The 19,380-nt window shown below is 53.0% G+C and carries 14 protein-coding genes; 7 read left to right on the top strand and 7 right to left on the bottom strand.

The window, feature by feature from the left end; all coding sequences use genetic code 11:
- Positions 1 to 9: 9 nt before the first annotated feature.
- The 4 genes from hofC to nadC all read right to left on the bottom strand — a co-directional run bounded on the left by hofC (position 10) and on the right by nadC (position 4,163).
- Positions 10 to 1,212 carry a protein transport protein HofC gene (gene hofC / locus AB182_RS21175; RefSeq protein ID WP_047371813.1) on the bottom strand — a complete coding sequence of 401 codons (1,203 nt, stop codon included), beginning with the start codon at positions 1,210 to 1,212 and terminating at the stop codon, positions 10 to 12.
- Positions 1,202 to 2,587 carry a type II secretion system protein GspE gene (gene gspE, locus AB182_RS21170; RefSeq protein WP_047371812.1) on the bottom strand — a complete coding sequence of 462 codons (1,386 nt, stop codon included), beginning with the start codon at positions 2,585 to 2,587 and terminating at the stop codon, positions 1,202 to 1,204. Before gspE ends, hofC begins: the two co-directional genes overlap by 11 nt.
- A 9-nt stretch (positions 2,588 to 2,596) precedes the next feature.
- Positions 2,597 to 3,034, bottom strand: coding sequence for a prepilin peptidase-dependent pilin (ppdD, locus tag AB182_RS21165; RefSeq protein WP_047371811.1), 438 nt, complete (start codon positions 3,032 to 3,034; stop codon positions 2,597 to 2,599).
- A gap of 235 nt (positions 3,035 to 3,269) precedes the next feature.
- Positions 3,270 to 4,163, bottom strand: coding sequence for a carboxylating nicotinate-nucleotide diphosphorylase (gene nadC, locus AB182_RS21160; protein ID WP_047371810.1), 894 nt, complete (start codon positions 4,161 to 4,163; stop codon positions 3,270 to 3,272).
- Between the two features lie 142 nt (positions 4,164 to 4,305).
- Here nadC and ampD point away from each other — a divergent pair, with 142 nt between their 5' ends.
- Complete coding sequence (gene ampD, locus AB182_RS21155; RefSeq protein WP_047371809.1) at positions 4,306 to 4,869, top strand: 1,6-anhydro-N-acetylmuramyl-L-alanine amidase AmpD; 564 nt, start codon at positions 4,306 to 4,308, stop codon at positions 4,867 to 4,869.
- Positions 4,866 to 5,720 carry a beta-lactamase regulator AmpE gene (gene ampE / locus AB182_RS21150; RefSeq protein ID WP_047371808.1) on the top strand — a complete coding sequence of 285 codons (855 nt, stop codon included), beginning with the start codon at positions 4,866 to 4,868 and terminating at the stop codon, positions 5,718 to 5,720. The genes ampD and ampE overlap by 4 nt, the downstream gene beginning before the upstream one ends.
- A gap of 141 nt (positions 5,721 to 5,861) precedes the next feature.
- On the opposite strand, the gene AB182_RS21145 is transcribed toward ampE, so the two are convergent.
- The 3 genes from AB182_RS21145 to aroP form a co-directional block, all read right to left on the bottom strand.
- Positions 5,862 to 6,812: a glycoside hydrolase family 43 protein gene (locus AB182_RS21145; protein ID WP_120785414.1), complete on the bottom strand. Its 951-nt coding sequence runs from the start codon at positions 6,810 to 6,812 to the stop codon at positions 5,862 to 5,864.
- The gene (locus tag AB182_RS21140) at positions 6,809 to 8,215 is read right to left on the bottom strand and encodes a glycoside-pentoside-hexuronide (GPH):cation symporter (RefSeq protein WP_047371806.1); all 1,407 of its coding nucleotides are present in this window, start codon (positions 8,213 to 8,215) and stop codon (positions 6,809 to 6,811) included. Before AB182_RS21140 ends, AB182_RS21145 begins: the two co-directional genes overlap by 4 nt.
- 167 nt (positions 8,216 to 8,382) lie before the next feature.
- Entirely contained in the window at positions 8,383 to 9,756 is a 1,374-nt protein-coding gene (gene aroP / locus AB182_RS21135; protein ID WP_120785413.1) for an aromatic amino acid transporter AroP, read from the bottom strand.
- Between the two features lie 534 nt (positions 9,757 to 10,290).
- Between aroP and pdhR the strand changes: the two genes are divergently transcribed.
- The 5 genes from pdhR (at position 10,291) to AB182_RS21110 (ending at position 19,129) form a co-directional block, all read left to right on the top strand.
- Positions 10,291 to 11,055, top strand: coding sequence for a pyruvate dehydrogenase complex transcriptional repressor PdhR (gene pdhR, locus AB182_RS21130; RefSeq protein WP_039078390.1), 765 nt, complete (start codon positions 10,291 to 10,293; stop codon positions 11,053 to 11,055).
- A gap of 285 nt (positions 11,056 to 11,340) precedes the next feature.
- Positions 11,341 to 14,004 carry a pyruvate dehydrogenase (acetyl-transferring), homodimeric type gene (gene aceE / locus AB182_RS21125; RefSeq protein WP_039078391.1) on the top strand — a complete coding sequence of 888 codons (2,664 nt, stop codon included), beginning with the start codon at positions 11,341 to 11,343 and terminating at the stop codon, positions 14,002 to 14,004.
- Between the two features lie 14 nt (positions 14,005 to 14,018).
- Positions 14,019 to 15,917: a pyruvate dehydrogenase complex dihydrolipoyllysine-residue acetyltransferase gene (aceF, locus tag AB182_RS21120; RefSeq protein WP_047371804.1), complete on the top strand. Its 1,899-nt coding sequence runs from the start codon at positions 14,019 to 14,021 to the stop codon at positions 15,915 to 15,917.
- A 196-nt stretch (positions 15,918 to 16,113) separates the two neighbouring features.
- Entirely contained in the window at positions 16,114 to 17,538 is a 1,425-nt protein-coding gene (gene lpdA, locus AB182_RS21115) for a dihydrolipoyl dehydrogenase (protein WP_047373395.1), read from the top strand.
- 154 nt (positions 17,539 to 17,692) lie between these two features.
- Positions 17,693 to 19,129 carry a hypothetical protein gene (locus tag AB182_RS21110; RefSeq protein ID WP_223883562.1) on the top strand — a complete coding sequence of 479 codons (1,437 nt, stop codon included), beginning with the start codon at positions 17,693 to 17,695 and terminating at the stop codon, positions 19,127 to 19,129.
- The last annotated feature ends 251 nt before the right edge of the window (positions 19,130 to 19,380 follow it).

Genomic DNA, 19,380 nt, shown 5'->3' with positions numbered 1-19,380 from the left:
GCGCCTGTCTCATCCCATTCCACTCATTGCATCTCCCAGATGGAAAATCGGCAGATACATAGCCACAATCAGCGTGCCGACAATAAGACCTGTCACCACCAGCAGTATGGGTTCCAGTATGGACGCCAGACCGTCAGCCAGCTGCTGCGTATGTTCACTATGATGCTTTGCCAGATTGCGTAACATTGCGTCCAGCGCGCCTGAGGCTTCCCCCGTGCTGACCAGTTGAATGCATAGCGGCGTAAAAACCCCTCTGGCGCTGAATGCCGCTGAAATCGACAAACCCTGGGTAATATCCTGATGTATTGCAGTAACGATTTCTCGCCACCATGGGCATGTGAGCGTTTCTTTGACGCTTTCCAGACCTTGTAAGAAGGCGATTCCAGCTTGCTGCGTCAGCGATAGCACGGTAAAGATCTGACTGAGTTTCTGTCCCAGAACAAGCTGTCCTGTCACTGGGCACGCCAGCAGGATACGTTGCTGATAGCGTAGCCAGCCTGAATGTTTCTGTAAGCGACTGAGCAGAATGGCCAGCATCAGGCTGATAATGGCTAAGGGAAGGCTGCCTTGCTGGAGGATATCCGCACACGCCAGTACTCCACGCGTGAGTGCAGGCAACGGCGTATTAAATGTCTGGTATATCGTGGCAAATTCCGGGAGGACGAAATAGACCATCGCCAGCACCACGATGAATGCCAATATCAGAACAATAAGCGGATAGCGCAGCGCTTTTTTCACTTTCCGCACGAGGGCAAGCTGCGTTTTTTGCTGTGTGGCGAGCTTAAAGCAGCACTCATCCAGCTTCCCCGTCAGCTCACCCGTTCGTATCATTGCCAGGTAAAGCGGCGGGAAGACCTCCGGCCAGTGTGACAGCGCACCGGAGAATGTCTCGCCCTGGGCCAGATTTTCCGCCAGCGTCTGTAGCAGCGCCTGCCATTGCACAGAAGACTGTTGTTTGGCCAGTAACTGCAAGCCATCCGGCAACGTCAGGCCTGCCTGCAGTAGCGTGGCAAGCTGATGGATGACCTGGCTACTGTATTCTCCGCGCCACTGTGCCTGACGTACCGGGCGACGACGCAGAGAGAGTGGGTGCAGGCTTTGCTGTTGCAACGCGAAGAGGACATCGCCACGCTGTTCCGCCCAAAAGGCACCATTGTGCCGCTCACCGTTGTCGTCCAGCCCGGACCATTGCCAGAGTTGTTTAGTCGCCATCGGGCATACCCAATACGCGAACCAACTCTTCGAAAGTGGTAATCCCTTTTTCTACCGCCAGACAGCCATTCTGAAACAGTGTCGTCATACCTGCCGCGCGTGATTGCTTTTCAATGTCGCTGGCGGGGAGTCCGCTGGCAATAGCCTGACGCAGTACACCGTCTATTTCCAGGACTTCAAATAGCGCGACTCGTCCATAAAATCCGTGATAACAACGCTCACAGCCCTTTGATACCCAGCGCGGTAATGAGCGCGGCCAGAGTGCTGTCGGCAGATTAACATCCTCATGCTCACGGCTGCGGCAATGGGGGCACAGTTTTTGTACCAGGCGCTGTGCAACAACCAAAGAGATCGCGGAGGAGATCATCCAGCGGGCAACCCCCATTTGCTGGATACGCACCAGTGTTTCTGCTGTCGAGTTAGTGTGAAGTGTTGACAGGACCAGATGCCCGGTTTGTGCGGCCTTGATGGCGATTTCAGCCGTTTCGCCATCACGGATCTCGCCGACCATAATGACATCCGGATCCTGGCGCAAAAGGGCCCGTAACACGCTCTGGAAGGTCAGCCCGGCGCGTGGGTTAATCTGCGTCTGATTCAGACCGTTAAGCGGGATCTCTATCGGATCTTCCACACTGCAAAGGTTGATATCAGGCTTATTGCGAGCCTGCAACGCACTGTACAGAGTGACGGTTTTTCCACTGCCCGTGGGGCCAGTCACCAGCAGCAACCCCTGAGGTTTGTTCAACGCCTGCTGAAATTGCGCCAGTTGGGGGTGGGTCATTCCAAGCTGTCGGAGGTCGAGTGCCTGACTCACCTGCTGCAACAACCTCAGTACTATTTTTTCGCCATGTCGGCACGGTAGAGTGGCTATGCGAAATGAGACATTCTGCCCGTTGAGCGCGATGCTAAACTGCCCGTCTTGCGGCAGCCTGCGTTCGGCAATGTCCAGATTGCCCAGGACCTTCAGCCGTGCAGTCAGCGTATTGGCGAGCGCGCTGGAAACCAGAGGCAGAGCATGTAGTACGCCGTCAACGCGTAGCCGGATGCGATAGGTCTGTTCTGCCGGCTCAAAATGGATATCGGATGCCCTCTGGCTAAGAGCCTGTTGCAGCGTCTGGTCAAGCAATTCGACCGCTGAACCTGAATCCTCGACGGGCAGAAGTGGTTGTACTTCTGCCGACTGTTGATGGTGGCTGTCCATCTGTTCCTGCGTCCAGCATTCGATATCAACCCGTTTTTGTGTCGCGAAACGTAGTGCTTCCAGCAGCTCTGATGAGGGGTCGCCCACGACGGCAATGGTCAGCATCTTTTCGTCACAGTTAAGTAGACAGGCATGGTGGCGTTTACACAGCGTGGTGAGTTTATCCTGGCGCATGGGCTATCCTCAGTTACTGTTTCCACGGAAGACATCTTCACAGGCCTGTTTCAGCGTACCGTTATCGGCCACCGTGCAGCTACGCGTCCAGCCCGACATACCATTGCCCGCATTCCACTGCGGCGTCATGACGATGCTCAGGCCAGTAAGGCTTTCCTGTCCGGTGAGGGTAATGACTCCTTTGCTGATGGTCATGGCGGAAACATAGCGGGTGGTGGCGGGGGCAGAAATGCCGTTAGTGCCGCCATCGCAACCCGTGACGCCACCACGGTCCAGTGCGCATAGCTCAACGGCCGTTCGATAGGGGATAAAGGTTTGCAGCATGTCGGTGAGTGCGGCTTTGCGAAGGTAGTTCTGGTATGCCGGAATACCGATCGCGCTCAAAATCGCAATAATGCCAATAACCACCATGAGTTCGATAAGGGTGAAGCCCCGTTGTTTGTCCATTGTTCGCTCCTTGAGTTAGCTGGCGTTACTTTGGCAAACATAAGGAATGACCCGCGAGGGACAAAAAACGAAACGGGAACGGGTCTTCAGCCGTAATTGAACAGATTGCAGAACTGAACAAAAGGTTTGCGAGGCTTTACGAAAAACGAGTCACAAAGTGGCGTAAGCGTTTTACCTGGCTGAGGAAACAGAGAAGGATAAGCCCGACAGACAGAGACCATCGGGCCAGTGGGAATCAGCGAAAACGCATCGACAGGTCCAACGCGTGGACATGCTTGGTCAGCGCACCGACAGAGATGAAATCGACACCCGTTTCGGCAAATTCACGGATAGTCTCAAACGTGACGTTGCCGGAAACTTCCAGACGCGCCTGGCCATGGGTACGTTTAACCGCTTCGCGCATCATCGGCGTATCGAAGTTGTCCAGCATGATGATATCGGCACCGGCTTTCAGCGCGTCATCCAGCTCTTCCAGCGTTTCCACTTCTACTTCAACCGGAACGTCAGGATGCAGCCAGAAAGCTTTCTCGACGGCCTGGCGAACGGAGCCAGCAGCGATAATGTGGTTTTCTTTAATCAGGAACGCGTCGGACAGCCCCAGTCGATGATTCGCGCCGCCGCCGCACAGAACCGCATATTTCAGCGCGGTACGCAGGCCTGGCAGGGTTTTACGCGTATCCAGCAACTGTGTTTTGGTTCCGTCCAGTAAGGCGACATAGCGGCGTACTTCACTGGCAACGCCGGACAGCGTTTGCACAAAATTAAGCGCCGTACGCTCACCGGTGAGCAGAACGCGGGAGGGACCTTCCAGTTCAAATAATGGCTGGTTCGGCGTCACCGCATCGCCATCGGCGACATGCCAGGTAATGCGAACATCATCGCCAGCCAACTGAATAAAGACCTCTTCGACCCAACGCTTGCCGCAGAATACGCCTTCTTCGCGGGTAATGATCACCGCATGGGAGCGGTTATCCGGTGGCAATAATTGCGCAGTAATATCGTTGTTCGCATCCACTTCGCCACCCAAATCTTCGCGCAGGGCCTGCGCGACGGCAGCGGGGATGTCCAGTTCAATGCGTTGCAAAAGCGCGTCACGTCGAAGATCGGGGTTGTAACGGCGAGGCGGCATGATAAAACTCCAAAAAGGGTAACGAATCAAAAAGTTAGACAGTGTCCTGTCATTGCGAGTTTCGTCAACGTACAATGACCGGACAGCGTCTGAACATGCTACTCTAGAGCGTGTTTGAGCACCATAATTAAGGAGATCCTGCATGCAGTTAAATGAGGGCTGGCTGGCGAATGCGCGGCGCGTACCTTCTCCGCACTTTGATTGCCGTCCGGATGGTGAAACGCCTTCGTTGCTCGTGGTCCACAATATCAGCCTGCCTCCAGGCGAATTTGGCGGGCCGTGGATCGATGCACTGTTTACCGGTACGTTGGATCCTGACGCACATCCTTTTTTTGCCGGGATCGTTCATCTGCGCGTCTCCGCTCATTGCCTGATTCGCCGTGACGGTGAAGTCGTTCAGTATGTTCCGTTTGATAAGCGTGCCTGGCATGCAGGGGTGTCGAATTATCATGGGCGGGAACGTTGCAATGATTTTTCCATCGGTATTGAGCTGGAAGGCACTGACAATCAGCCCTATACCGACGCCCAGTACCAGCAACTGGCGAACGTTACCCATGCTTTGATTGCGCTTTATCCCCGGATTGCCAACAACATGACCGGGCACAGCGATATTGCCCCTGAGCGCAAAACCGATCCCGGCCCGGCGTTTGACTGGCCCAGATTTCGCGGACTGGTGGCGGGAGAATCAGATAAGGAGATGCCATGACACTGTTTACCATGCTGCTGGTTCTTATTGCCGAGCGGCTTTTTAAACTCGGAGAACACTGGCAACTGGATCATCGCCTGGAGGTGTTGTTCCGCCGGGTCAGACATTACTCTATGCTAAGAACGCTCCTGATGACTGTGCTCACCATGCTGGTGGCGTTCCTCATTCTACAGTTGCTGGAAGGGCTATTTTTCAATGTGCCGCTGTTGGTCGTGTGGATCCTGTTGGGGCTTTTGTGCATCGGCGCCGGGAAAGTGCGCCTGCATTACCATGCTTACCTTAAAGCGGCGGCGCGCAATGACAGTCACGCCCATAACGCGATGGCGAATGAACTCACATTGATTCACGGTATACCGCCGGGCTGTAATGAACGGGAGTATCTGCGTGAGCTGCAAAATGCGCTTTTGTGGATCAATTTTCGTTATTATCTGGCACCGCTGTTCTGGTTTATTGTCGGCGGAGTATGGGGGCCTGTGACGCTGGTTGGCTATGGCTTTTTACGTGCATGGCAGTCGTGGCTGGCACGTTATGAGACCCCAAATGAACGCCAGCAGTCCGGAATCGACGCTATTTTGCACGTGCTGGACTGGATCCCGGTGCGCCTGGCGGGTGTGGTTTATGCATTAATTGGTCATGGAGAGAAGGCGCTACCGGCGTGGTTTGCCTCGCTGACCGACCGACATTCTTCCCAATATCATGTGCTAACGCGTCTTGCTCAGTTCTCGCTGGCCCGCGAACCGCATATGGATAAAGTCGCAACACCAAAAGCCGCTGTATCAATGGCCAAAAAGACCTCGTTTGTGATGGTGGTCGTGGTGGCGCTGTTAACCATTTACGGCACGCTGATGTAACTGCGTGACGTTATACTCGTCATTCTTCAGGCTGCATGTGCGTTGGCTGCGCCAGCGCACCCCAGTCACATCGTTATCTATGCTCCTGGGGACTTACTGACTTGCCGCCTTCCTGCGACCAGAATTATGTAGAGAATAAACTTACAGCGTATCCGCAGGCGGGATGCCGAAATCGGGCATCCCGTTATCTTGCCAGCGAATCAGTTTGAGGCGGGTATGGCGGTTCGGATCGTAAAGCGGGTCGCCTTCAATCTCTGTATAATTTCGCGCATGGTAGACCAACACATCTTCACCGTTTGCGGTTTGGGTAAAGCTATTGTGGCCGGGGCCATATTGCCGGTTCTCATAACTGGTTCGGAATACCGGTTGCGGTGATTTATGCCAGTTCGCCGCCACCAGCGGGTTAGCGTTAATATCAATCCACAACAGCCCCATACAGTAGTTTTCGTCTGTGGCGCTGGCAGAGTAACTGATAAACAGCCTGTTGCCGTGAAACAGCACCGCCGGACCTTCGTTTACCAGAAAACCTCTGCATTCCCAGTCGTACTCCGGCTTGCTCAGTAATACAGGCTCGCCTTTTAGCGTCCACGGATTTTCCATTTCAGCGAGATAGAGGTTTGAGTTACCCGCAATTGCCGGTGATTTCTGCGCCCACAGGTACCAGCGTTTACCCTGATGAACAAAGGTCGTGGCATCCAGTGCGAAGGTATCGAAGGGTGTTTTCACCTGGCCCTTTTCGATCCAGGCCCCGCTAAGAGGATCGGCATCGGCGCACTCCAGCACAAACATCCGATGCTGAAACATATTCAGTGCATCCAGCGCTTTCGTCCCGGCGGCGGCAAAATAGAGATACCATTTCCCGTCAATGTGGTGCAGCTCAGGTGCCCAGATAAGCTCGCTCATCGGGCCGCTGGCGGGTTTGCGCCAGACAGTGACACCTTGAGCCATGCACAATCCCTCAAGGGTGCTGGCCCGGCGGATTTCCAGGCGATCATATTCTGGCACCGAGGCGACAAAATAATAGTTGCCGTCATGACGCAAAATATACGGGTCGGCACGCTGCTCAATAAAGGGGTTCGGCCAGTTCATTATGCTTTCCTTACGTGTTCACCCACGGGAACGCTCTGGTTCTCGCTCAGTTCATGATAATTGACGCGGCGTTTTTCCAGGTCGGCCTGGATAGTTTTCATCAGTTCCCGATCCACTTTCAGCAAGCGTACAACCCCTGCGGTAATCAGATAACCCACGCCTGGTATAACGGTAAACAGCAGTATGATGCCATTGATAGCGCTGGTGCTTTGCGCTTTGGCGCCTGCATCGTAACCGTACCAGGAGAGCAAAAAGCCCACCATCGCGCCTGCAACCGCCAGCCCAACTTTCAGGAAGAACAGGTTGCCGGAGAAGCTGATGCCGGTAATACGCTTGCCCGTTTTCCATTCGCCATAGTCGTCCACATCCGCCATCAGCGACCAGTGCAGCGGGGAAGGGATCTGATGAAGAATATTCAGCAGGAAGTAGAGCACCACAATCATGACCGTGGCTTTCGGATCGAAAAAGTAGAAAGCACAGGAGAAAATTGCCAGCGCGATGTTTGTCCAGAAGAAGACTTTCAGCTTGCACCAGCGGTCCGTCAGGACTTTTGCCAGCATACTGCCGAGCATCATTCCGACAACGCCCAGGCTGATAAAGAGCGTGGCAAAGTGTGTGCTTTGCCCCATGACCCAGGTCACGTAATACATGGTGGCGGCCATGCGAATAAAGCCAGGGCAAACGTTACACAACGTGAGCAGCAAAATGCGCACCCATTGATCGTTCTTCCAGACATCCTTCATGTCCTTTTTCATATCGTCATTGGTAGGCACCGCCGGACGAACACGCTCGCGAACCGTAGCGAAACAGAACAAGAACATACACATGCCGATAAACGCCAGCACCGTCATCGCCATTTGGTAGCCTTTGGCTTTGTCTTCACCGCCAAACCATTCGGCCATCGGCAGTAATGTCAGAGACAGAAGCAAAGTGGCAATGCCCACCATCACGAAGCGATAAGACTGGCAGGCCACTCGCTCTTTCGGATCGTTGGTAATGACGCCGCCTAACGAGCAGTAGGGGATGTTGATCGCGGTATAGGTCAGCGAGAGCAGGAAGTAAGTAATAAAGGCATAGATAACTTTGCTATTGTAGGTCCAGTCCGGCGTGGTAAACATCAATACGCTGAATACGGCATAAGGTAAGGCAATCCATAAAAGCCATGGACGGAAGCGTCCGTACTTGCTTTGTGTGCGGTCGGCAATCGCCCCCATGATCGGGTCGGTGATGGCATCTATCACGCGTATTGAAAGCAATAACACGCCTACCAGCGCAGGCGCCAGACCGAAAATATCCGTATAAAAATAGTTAACAAACAGCATGATGGCGCCAAAAATGATGTTACATCCGGCATCGCCCATGCCATAGCCGATTTTCTCTTTAACAGACAGTTTGCTGTTGTCCATTGACGCTACTCCCGGTGAGTTGTGGGAATAATTATTTGCCTGCTAAAGGAAATTTGCGTTACAGGATGTTGGCAGGAATATGGACAAAACAGCTACATCGGGGAAAGTGTGAGTTTGATTACATTTCAATAACACCCCTCTCCCGGGCGGGAGAGGGGCAGGCAAAATTAGTGGGCTTTCACCGTTTTTGCGCTTTTCTCTTTGAACATATAGCCAATGCCGAGAACGACCAGCCATACCGGAATCAGGTAGACGGAGATAGCCATACCGTCAGTCATTAGCATAATGATCAGTACGGCCGCCATAAACAGCAGACAAATCCAGTTACCTAACGGGTATAACAGCGCCGGGAAACGCGGCGTCACGCCCTGTTGCTGCTTAGCCTTACGGAACTTCATGTGCGCCAGGCTAATCATCGCCCAGTTAATAACCAGGGCAGATACCACCAGCGCCATCAGCAGGCCAAATGCAGATTCAGGCGCCATATAGTTGATCAGCACGCACAGCGCAGTCACCACAGCGGAAACCAGAATGGTATTAACCGGAACGCCACGTTTGTCCACGGAAAGCAGCATTTTCGGCGCATTACCCTGTTGCGCCAGGCCGAACAGCATACGGCTGTTACAGTATACGCAACTGTTATAAACCGACAGCGCGGCCGTCAGCACGACGATGTTCAATGCATTCGCCACGAAGGTGTCACCCAGCTCATGGAAAATCAGTACGAACGGGCTGGTATCAGCGGTAACGCGTGTCCACGGGAGCAGAGAAAGCAGGACAGCCAGTGAACCCACATAGAAGATCAGGATGCGATAGATAACCTGGTTGGTGGCCTTTGGAATGCTCTGCTCCGGGTTGTCTGCTTCTGCGGCGGTGATCCCCACCAGCTCCAGACCCCCGAAGGAGAACATGATGATAGCCATCATCATTACCAGTCCTGAGATACCGTGCGGCAAGAACCCGCCTTGCTCCCACAGGTTGCGTACGGTTGCCTGTGGGCCCGCGCTGCCGCTGAACAGCAGCCAGCCGCCAAACAGGATCATCGCGACCACAGCAACCACTTTAATAATGGCGAACCAGAACTCCATCTCGCCAAACACTTTGACGTTTGTGAGGTTAATGGCGTTGATAACAACGAAGAAGGCCGCAGCGGAGGCCCATGTTGGGATTTCCGGCCACCAGAACTGGATATATTTACCAACCGCGGTCAGTTCCGCCATCGCAACCAGCACGTACAGCACCCAGTAGTTCCAGCCGGAAGCAAAACCCGCGAAATTACCCCAGTATTTGTACGCAAAGTGGCTGAATGAGCCGGCAACCGGCTCTTCAACGACCATCTCGCCCAACTGACGCATAATCAGAAAAGCAATGAAACCTGCAATGGCGTAGCCCAGGATAATACCTGGCCCTGCGGAATTGATGACTGAAGCGCTGCCCAGAAACAGGCCAGTCCCGATAGCGCCGCCCAGCGCAATAAGCTGAATATGGCGGTTCTTAAGGCCGCGCTTAAGCTGATCGCCGTGCTGTTGACCTTCCATCATGAAACCTCGTGTGTGGTTATTATGTCTACGCTGTTGTCTGCGTGTAAGAAAGAAATTCCATTTATTGTATTTTTTTATTTACGAAATGCTGACATGAATTTGCACTCATCCCTTTCGTGAAGCTCAGAATAGTGGTAAGCGCAGGCGTTTGCACCTGCTTTGTGAAAGAGAGATGACGACTTGCATAAAAAGAAACCATTTGTAAATCGCCTCGTTTTCGGCTGTTTTGTAATCTTCTGCGTTTTTATGCAGAAATTTAGTTTAAATATGCAAAATTATTCACACTGAATCGGTTCAGATTTGTTTGAGCGCGTTTCAATAAAGTTAAAACTGCCTCTTTGGGGGTAAACGAGTCATTTGTGCAAGGTTACATGTTTGAAACGTTATTTCTGTAACGTTGTTAAAATGTGCAGTGTTTACTGATTTCAATCAAAACCTGTATGGACATAAGGTGAATACTTTGTTACTTTAGCGTCACGAATATGAAATTGGTAAGACCAATTTACTCCGGGCGAATGGTAGAGACAGGGAACAATGGCCTACAGCAAAATCCGCCAGCCAAAACTATCCGATGTGATTGAGCAGCAACTGGAGTTTTTGATTCTTGAGGGGACGTTACGCCCCGGTGAAAAATTGCCTCCAGAACGCGAACTGGCCAAACAGTTCGACGTTTCACGTCCTTCACTGCGTGAGGCCATCCAGCGCCTCGAAGCGAAAGGGCTTCTGCTGCGTCGACAGGGTGGCGGTACGTTTGTTCAAAGCAGCCTCTGGCAGAGCTTCAGCGATCCGCTGGTTGAATTGCTCTCCGATCATCCCGAATCCCAGTTTGATTTGCTTGAGACGCGTCACGCACTGGAAGGCATTGCCGCTTATTACGCCGCATTACGTAGCACGGACGAAGACAAGGTACGCATTGGTGAACTGCATCAGGCCATTGAGCTGGCGCAGCAATCCGGCGACCTCGACGCGGAATCGAACGCTGTCGTGCAATATCAAATCGCTGTAACCGAAGCGGCACATAATGTTGTGCTTTTACATCTGCTTCGTTGCATGGAACCAATGTTGGCACAGAATGTTCGTGAGAATTTCGAGTTGCTCTATGCGCGCCGCGAAATGCTGCCGCTGGTGAGCAAGCACCGCAGCAGTATCTTTGCAGCCATTATGGCGGGCGAACCTGAAGAAGCGCGTGAAGCCTCTCATCGCCACCTGGCCTTTATCGAAGAGATCTTGCTGGACCGCAGTCGTGAGCAGAGCCGTCGTGAACGCTCGCTCCGTCGGCTGGAACAGAGAAAGAATTAGCATTTTCTGGTGGAGTTTGTGCCGGAAGAGTTGTAACCGGAGCGCCAAAAATTTAGAGCGCGGCAACTAAACGCAGAACCTGTCTTATTGCACTTTTAGTTGTTCAAAATAATTTTGGCTGTATCGCGGCGGCAAGCGCGCGAATCCCCGGGAGCATAGTGAACTATGTGACTGGGGTGAGGAAGCGAAGCCAACAAAGAGACAGCCAGGAGTATGAAGAACAAAGAGTGCAATGGGACAGGTTCCAGCTAAATCAACGTATTAGATAGATAAGGAATACCCCCCATGTCAGAACGTTTCCAAAATGACGTGGATCCGATTGAAACTCGCGACTGGCTACAGGCGATCGAATCGGTAATCCGTGAAGAAGGTGTTGAGCGTGCTCAGTATCTGATTGACCAGCTGCTTTCCGAAGCCCGTAAAGGGGGCGTGAAAGTCGCCGCTGGTACCGGAGCTAGCAACTATGTCAACACTATTGCCGTTGAAGATGAACCGGAATACCCGGGTAATCTGGAGCTGGAACGTCGCATTCGCTCGGCAATTCGCTGGAACGCCATCATGACCGTTCTGCGCGCTTCCAAGAAAGATCTGGAACTGGGTGGCCACATGGCGTCCTTCCAGTCTTCCGCAACTGTTTACGAAGTGTGCTTCAACCATTTCTTCCGTGCAGCCAATGAGAAAGACGGCGGCGATCTGGTGTACTTCCAGGGCCACATCTCTCCGGGCATCTATGCACGCGCCTTCCTGGAAGGTCGTCTGACTGAAGAGCAGATGAACAACTTCCGTCAGGAAGTTCACGGTAAAGGTCTGTCTTCTTACCCGCACCCGAAACTGATGCCTGAATTCTGGCAGTTCCCGACCGTATCGATGGGTCTGGGCCCAATTGGTGCGATCTATCAGGCTAAATTCCTGAAATACCTGGAACACCGTGGCCTGAAAGACACCTCTGAGCAGACTGTTTACGCTTTCCTGGGCGACGGTGAAATGGACGAGCCGGAATCCAAAGGTGCTATCACCATCGCGACCCGCGAGAAGCTGGACAACCTGTGCTTCATCATCAACTGTAACCTGCAGCGTCTGGATGGTCCGGTAACCGGTAACGGCAAGATCATCAACGAACTGGAAGGCATCTTCGCGGGTGCTGGCTGGAACGTGATCAAAGTTATGTGGGGCGGTCGTTGGGATGAACTGCTGCGTAAAGATACCAGCGGTAAACTGATCCAACTGATGAACGAAACCGTTGACGGTGACTACCAGACCTTCAAATCCAAAGACGGCGCCTACGTTCGCGAGCACTTCTTCGGCAAATACCCTGAAACCGCAGCCCTGGTTGCCGACTGGACTGATGAGCAGATCTGGGCTCTGAACCGCGGTGGTCACGATCCGAAGAAAGTCTACGCTGCACTGAAAAAAGCGCGTGAAACCAAAGGTAAAGCGACTGTTATCCTGGCCCACACCATCAAAGGTTACGGCATGGGTGATACTGCAGAAGGTAAAAACATCGCTCACCAGGTTAAGAAAATGAACATGGACGGCGTGCGTTATATCCGCGACCGTTTCAATGTTCCAGTCACCGATGAGCAGGTTGAAAATCTGTCTTACCTGACCTTCCCGGAAGGCTCTGAAGAGTATAAGTACCTGCACGAACGTCGTCAGGCGCTGAAAGGCTACCTGCCTGCTCGTCAGCCTAAATTCACCGAGAAGCTGGAACTGCCTGCGCTGGAAGACTTCTCTCAACTGCTGGAAGAGCAGAACAAAGAGATCTCTACCACTATTGCTTTCGTGCGTGCCCTGAACGTGATGCTCAAGAACAAGTCGATCAAAGACAGACTGGTTCCAATCATCGCCGACGAAGCGCGTACCTTCGGTATGGAAGGTCTGTTCCGTCAGATCGGTATCTACAGCCCGAACGGCCAGCAGTACACCCCGCAGGACCGTGAGCAGGTTGCTTACTATAAAGAAGACGAGAAAGGTCAAATTCTGCAGGAAGGTATCAACGAGCTGGGCGCTGGCGCGTCCTGGCTGGCTGCTGCGACCTCTTACAGCACCAACAACCTGCCGATGATCCCGTTCTACATCTACTACTCCATGTTCGGGTTCCAGCGTATCGGTGACCTGTGCTGGCAGGCAGGCGACCAACAGGCTCGCGGCTTCCTGGTCGGTGGTACTTCCGGTCGTACGACCCTGAACGGTGAAGGTCTGCAGCACGAAGATGGTCACAGCCACATTCAGTCTCTGACTATCCCGAACTGTATCTCTTATGACCCGTCTTACGCATACGAAGTGGCGGTCATCATGCATGACGGTCTGACCCGTATGTACGGTGAAGCGCAAGAGAACGTTTACTACTACATCACCACCCTGAACGAAAACTACCACATGCCGGCGATGCCAGCAGGTGCCGAGGAAGGTATCCGCAAAGGTATCTACAAACTCGAAACCCTCGAAGGTAGCAAAGGTAAAGTTCAGCTGCTGGGCTCCGGCTCTATCCTGCGTCACGTACGTGAAGCAGCACAGATCCTGGCGAAAGACTACGGCGTAGGTTCTGATGTATACAGCGTCACCTCCTTCACTGAACTGGCGCGTGATGGCCAGGATTGTGAGCGCTGGAACATGCTGCACCCGCTGGAAACGCCGCGCGTTCCGTACATCGCTCAGGTGATGAACGATGCCCCGGCTGTTGCGTCTACTGACTATATGAAACTGTTCGCAGAGCAGGTTCGTACTTATGTACCGGCGGATGATTACCGCGTACTGGGTACCGACGGCTTCGGCCGCTCTGACAGCCGTGAAAATCTGCGTCACCACTTCGAAGTTGATGCTTCTTATGTGGTTGTTGCAGCACTGGGCGAACTGGCTAAACGTGGCGAAATCGATAAGAAAGTGGTTGCGGAAGCAATTACCAAATTCAACATCGATGCAGAAAAAGTTAACCCGCGTCTGGCGTAAGAGGTAAAGAGATAATGGCTATCGAAATCAAAGTACCGGACATCGGGTCTGACGAAGTTGAAATCACCGAGATTCTGGTCAAAGTGGGCGACAAGGTTGAAGCAGAACAGTCGCTGATCACCGTAGAAGGCGACAAAGCCTCTATGGAAGTCCCGTCTCCGCAGGCTGGCGTTGTTAAAGAGATCAAAGTCTCTGTTGGCGACAAAACCGAGACTGGCAAACTGATCATGATTTTCGATTCCGCCGACGGTGCAGCAGCCGCTGCACCTGCTAAGGCAGAAGAGAAGAAAGAAGCGGCTCCGGCAGCAGCACCTGCTGCGGCAGCGGCAAAAGACGTTAACGTACCTGACATCGGTGGCGACGAAGTAGAAGTCACTGAAATCATGGTGAAAGTGGGCGACACCGTTGCCGCTGAGCAGTCTCTGATCACCGTAGAAGGCGATAAAGCCTCTATGGAAGTACCGGCGCCGTTTGCGGGCGTGGTGAAAGAGATCAAAATCAGCACCGGCGACAAAGTGTCTACCGGTTCTTTGATCATGGTCTTCGAAGTGGCGGGCGCTGCGCCTGCTGCTGCCCCGGCTCAGGCGGCTGCTCCGGCACCTGCTGCTGCTCCAGCTGCGGCTGGCGGTGCAAAAGACGTTAACGTACCGGATATCGGCGGTGATGAAGTTGAAGTGACCGAAGTGATGGTGAAAGTGGGCGACAAAGTTGCCGCTGAACAGTCACTGATCACCGTTGAAGGCGACAAGGCTTCTATGGAAGTCCCTGCGCCGTTCGCGGGCGTGGTGAAAGAGCTGAAAGTTAACGTAGGCGACAAAGTCTCTACCGGCTCTCTGATCATGGTCTTCGAAGTGGAAGGCGCTGCGCCTGCCGCAGCTCCGGCTGCCGCGGCTGCTCCAGCCCCTGCTGCTGCACCGGCTCAGGCTGCTAAACCGGCTGCTGCGCCTGCTGCCAAAGCAGAAGGCAAATCTGAGTTTGCAGAAAACGACGCTTACATTCACGCGACTCCGCTGATTCGCCGCCTGGCGCGCGAATTTGGTGTGAACCTGGCGAAAGTGAAGGGCACTGGCCGTAAAGGTCGTATCCTGCGCGAAGACGTCCAGACTTACGTCAAAGAAGCTATCAAGCGCGCAGAAGCCGCACCTGCTGCTGCCACTGGCGGCGGTATCCCGGGCATGCTGCCATGGCCGAAAGTCGACTTCAGCAAGTTCGGCGAAATCGAAGAAGTGGAACTGGGCCGTATCCAGAAAATCTCGGGTGCCAACCTGAGCCGTAACTGGGTGATGATCCCGCATGTTACGCACTTCGACAAAACCGATATCACCGATCTGGAAGCGTTCCGTAAACAGCAGAACGCCGAAGCTGAAAAACGTAAACTGGACGTGAAATTCACCCCGGTTGTCTTCATCATGAAAGCCGTTGCCGCCGCTCTGGAACAGATGCCGCGCTTCAACAGCTCTCTGTCTGAAGACGGTCAGCGCCTGACCCTGAAGAAATACATCAACATCGGTGTTGCGGTTGATACCCCGAACGGTCTGGTTGTTCCGGTCTTTAAAGACGTGAATAAGAAGAGTGTTACCGAGCTGTCTCGCGAGTTGACGGTGATCTCCAAAAAAGCGCGTGATGGCAAGTTGACGGCTGGCGAAATGCAGGGTGGTTGCTTCACCATCTCCAGCATCGGCGGCCTGGGCACGACCCACTTCGCACCGATTGTTAACGCGCCGGAAGTGGCTATTCTGGGTGTCTCCAAGTCTGCGATGGAGCCGGTCTGGAACGGTAAAGAGTTCGTTCCGCGTCTGATGATGCCGATCTCTCTGTCCTTCGACCACCGCGTGATTGACGGTGCTGATGGTGCGCGCTTCATTACCATCATCAACAACATGCTGTCAGACATCCGTCGTCTGGTGATGTAATCGAAAGGCCGGCCTGACGGCCGGCTTTTTTCCTTTTAACCTCATATTGACTGTGAGGTTATTAGCGAAACGAGAATTCGTGAGCCGTTTGTTGTTTCAAAATTGTTAACATTTTTGTAAACTGCGGGCGGATAGAACGTCCCGGTGGATAAAGGGCGACAAGTACCTGACTGCCGGAAATCAATAAGAGGTCATGATGAGTACTGAAATCAAAACTCAGGTCGTGGTACTTGGGGCAGGCCCGGCAGGTTACTCTGCTGCCTTCCGTTGCGCTGATTTAGGTCTGGAAACCGTCATCGTAGAACGTTACAACACCCTTGGCGGTGTTTGTCTGAACGTCGGCTGTATCCCTTCTAAAGCGCTGCTGCACGTAGCGAAAGTCATCGAAGAAGCGAAAGCGCTGGCGACTCACGGTATCGTATTTGGTGAGCCGCAGACTGATATCGATAAAATCCGTACCTGGAAAGAAAAAGTTATCACTCAACTGACTGGCGGCCTGGCAGGCATGGCGAAAGGTCGTAAAGTGAAAGTGGTCAACGGTCTGGGTAAATTCACCGGGGCAAACACCCTGGAAGTTGAAGGCGAAAACGGCAAAACCGTGATCAACTTCGACAACGCGATCATCGCCGCAGGTTCCCGTCCGATCGAACTGCCGTTCATTCCGCATGAAGATCCGCGCGTATGGGACTCCACCGACGCACTGGAACTGAAAACCGTTCCTAAACGCCTGCTGGTTATGGGTGGCGGTATCATCGGTCTGGAAATGGGTACCGTTTACCATGCGCTGGGTTCAGAAATTGACGTGGTTGAAATGTTCGACCAAGTTATCCCGGCTGCTGATAAAGACATCGTGAAAGTCTTCACCAAACGCATCAGTCAGAAATTCAACCTGATGCTGGAAACCAAAGTGACTGCCGTTGAAGCGAAAGAAGACGGTATCTACGTTTCCATGGAAGGCAAAAAAGCGCCTGCGGAAGCACAGCGTTATGATGCGGTGCTGGTGGCTATCGGTCGCGTACCGAACGGCAAACTGCTTGATGCAGGCCAGGCGGGTGTTGAAGTTGACGAGCGTGGCTTTATTCGCGTTGACAAACAGCTGCGCACCAACGTACCGCACATCTATGCTATCGGCGATATCGTCGGTCAGCCGATGCTGGCGCACAAAGGTGTTCACGAAGGTCACGTTGCCGCCGAAGTTATCGCCGGTAAAAAACACTATTTCGACCCGAAAGTTATCCCGTCTATTGCTTACACCGAACCAGAAGTGGCATGGGTAGGCCTGACTGAGAAAGAAGCGAAAGAGAAAGGCATCAGCTACGAAACCGCCACCTTCCCGTGGGCTGCTTCTGGCCGTGCAATCGCTTCTGACTGTGCAGACGGTATGACCAAACTGATTTTCGACAAAGAGACTCACCGTGTCATCGGTGGTGCGATTGTTGGTACCAACGGCGGCGAGCTGCTGGGTGAGATCGGTCTGGCTATCGAAATGGGCTGTGATGCAGAAGACATCGCGCTGACCATCCACGCACACCCGACGCTGCACGAGTCTGTAGGCCTGGCAGCCGAAGTGTTCGAAGGTAGCATCACTGACCTGCCGAACCCGAAAGCGAAGAAAAAATAATCTCGCTTCCTGTTAAGCGCCTCTTCGGAGGCGTTTTTTTTGCCCGCCGTTTGAGAATAAATTCATAATTTCTCCATTTTGGTATAAATAATGCGCGCGATCTGCCGATGTATATACTCCATACCTTATCGATGAGAGAGGGAGTTTCATCGTCATGATCACTGGCATCAACAACAAGACGTTTCTGACCACGCTGTCACATCTGGCGTCTTCTGTCGGCAACTCCTCACCGACAGTGAAATCCAACGGCTCGGCATTGCCTGCCGCGGCATCCGCTTCTGCGAAAGTGATTTTCGGCAGCCAGACGGCAGAAATTGCCGCCGTGTACTCCATGTCGCCAACCAAAATTAGCGATGCTGCGAAAGCGTCAACGCAAGCGGACAGTGCGCTTTCGGGGCTGATGCATCTGGGGTTGAGCAGTGAAGGCGTATCCTCGTTAAGTGGGCTGGGGGGGTTACTGCTCAGTAACTACGCCGATAATCAGGGCGATGTGAGTCAGGCGCTGACCAGCCTCGGGCTGGATAACAACATAACTTTCCCCACTAAATCTGCCGTGTCGCTGAATATCACGACGCAATCAGGTTCTGTTGTCCATCTGAATCTGACGCGTCAGAGCGATGGTATTGCTGTGGAGCTCACAACCGAGGGCGGCAAAGCCAGCAATGACGAAGCGGCAGAGATAGCGAAATTAGGCAATGCTTTTCAGTCTGCGCTTAACGGTTTGAGCGAGAAGCCTCCGAGAATGGACGTTTCTGGCCTAACGCAGTTTGACAGCTCTCTTATCAAATCCGTCGATCTGAAAACCGATCTCAGCCGTGGCGATTTGTCACAGCAATCCCTTAACTTCCATGCGGATGGGAGTGAACGCTGGATTGGCTATCAGGACAATAATTTCTCGCTGAAAATGACCAGCGATACGTCTAATCCGTCTCTGGTGGGCAATGCGGCGGAACAACAGGCGGCCTTAAACGCCTGGGATAGCAAGTTTGATAAAGCACGTCGTGATGGCCACGGCGATAGCGATCAAATGGCGATGCTTAAATCCGCCTTCCATGCGCTCAATAAGACGCAGCCCAAAGAGAGCAGCAAGGCGAGCTCAACGGGCGCAATTCAGATGGGCGGCGATGGCAAGGTACAGATCCGCGGTCTGAGTGATTTCTCCCTGTCGCTGACGGAAACAGAGAAAGCCATTAACCCGTATCGTATGGATGAGAAAGAGAGCTTCGCGTACCAGGCATCGCAATCGACACAAGAGAGTACGTCGCATGATGGTTCGTTGAGCGTTAAGCAGACGCTGCACACGCATTTGACCGCGTCCTGGTATCAGGCGCTGGACCCGGCCACGCCGCTTTCGCTTAACTCGAGCAAAAATTCACAGAATTATCTGTACCATACGGTGGATAATGAAGAAACCAATGCCACCACCTTCAATTACAATGCGAAAGGCTTCCTGACCAGTATCGGTAACCATACGCAGGTGAATAACGTCGAAACGGTGCGTAAGTATGTGTTGGGCGAGCTGGTGGATAAAACCATCACCCCAGAAAAGTATGAGCGCAATAACTTACTCAATATGTCAAAAGACAAGTAACGTTTCTTCTGGTACGGCCCTGCGGGGCCGTATTGCGTGGTTTCTACCGTTTTTTCTCTGTCTTTAAAAGACGATTTCCTCTGCTTTATCCTGCCCTTAACGATTCAGCCAATTTTTAATGTTGCTTTTTTGTAAACAGATTAACACCCCCTGAAAATCCTGCTATCCTGCCCGTTGCGGTATTGCGGATTTACCCTACAAACTGCTGTCTCACAGGAGCGTGAAGAGAATCGCCTGCCGCATTATGACAA

Source organism: Phytobacter ursingii (assembly GCF_001022135.1).
Classification (GTDB): Bacteria; Pseudomonadota; Gammaproteobacteria; order Enterobacterales; family Enterobacteriaceae; genus Phytobacter; species Phytobacter ursingii.
The sequence above is the reverse complement of the archived record's forward strand: the minus strand, read 5'-3'. Positions and strand labels throughout refer to the sequence as shown.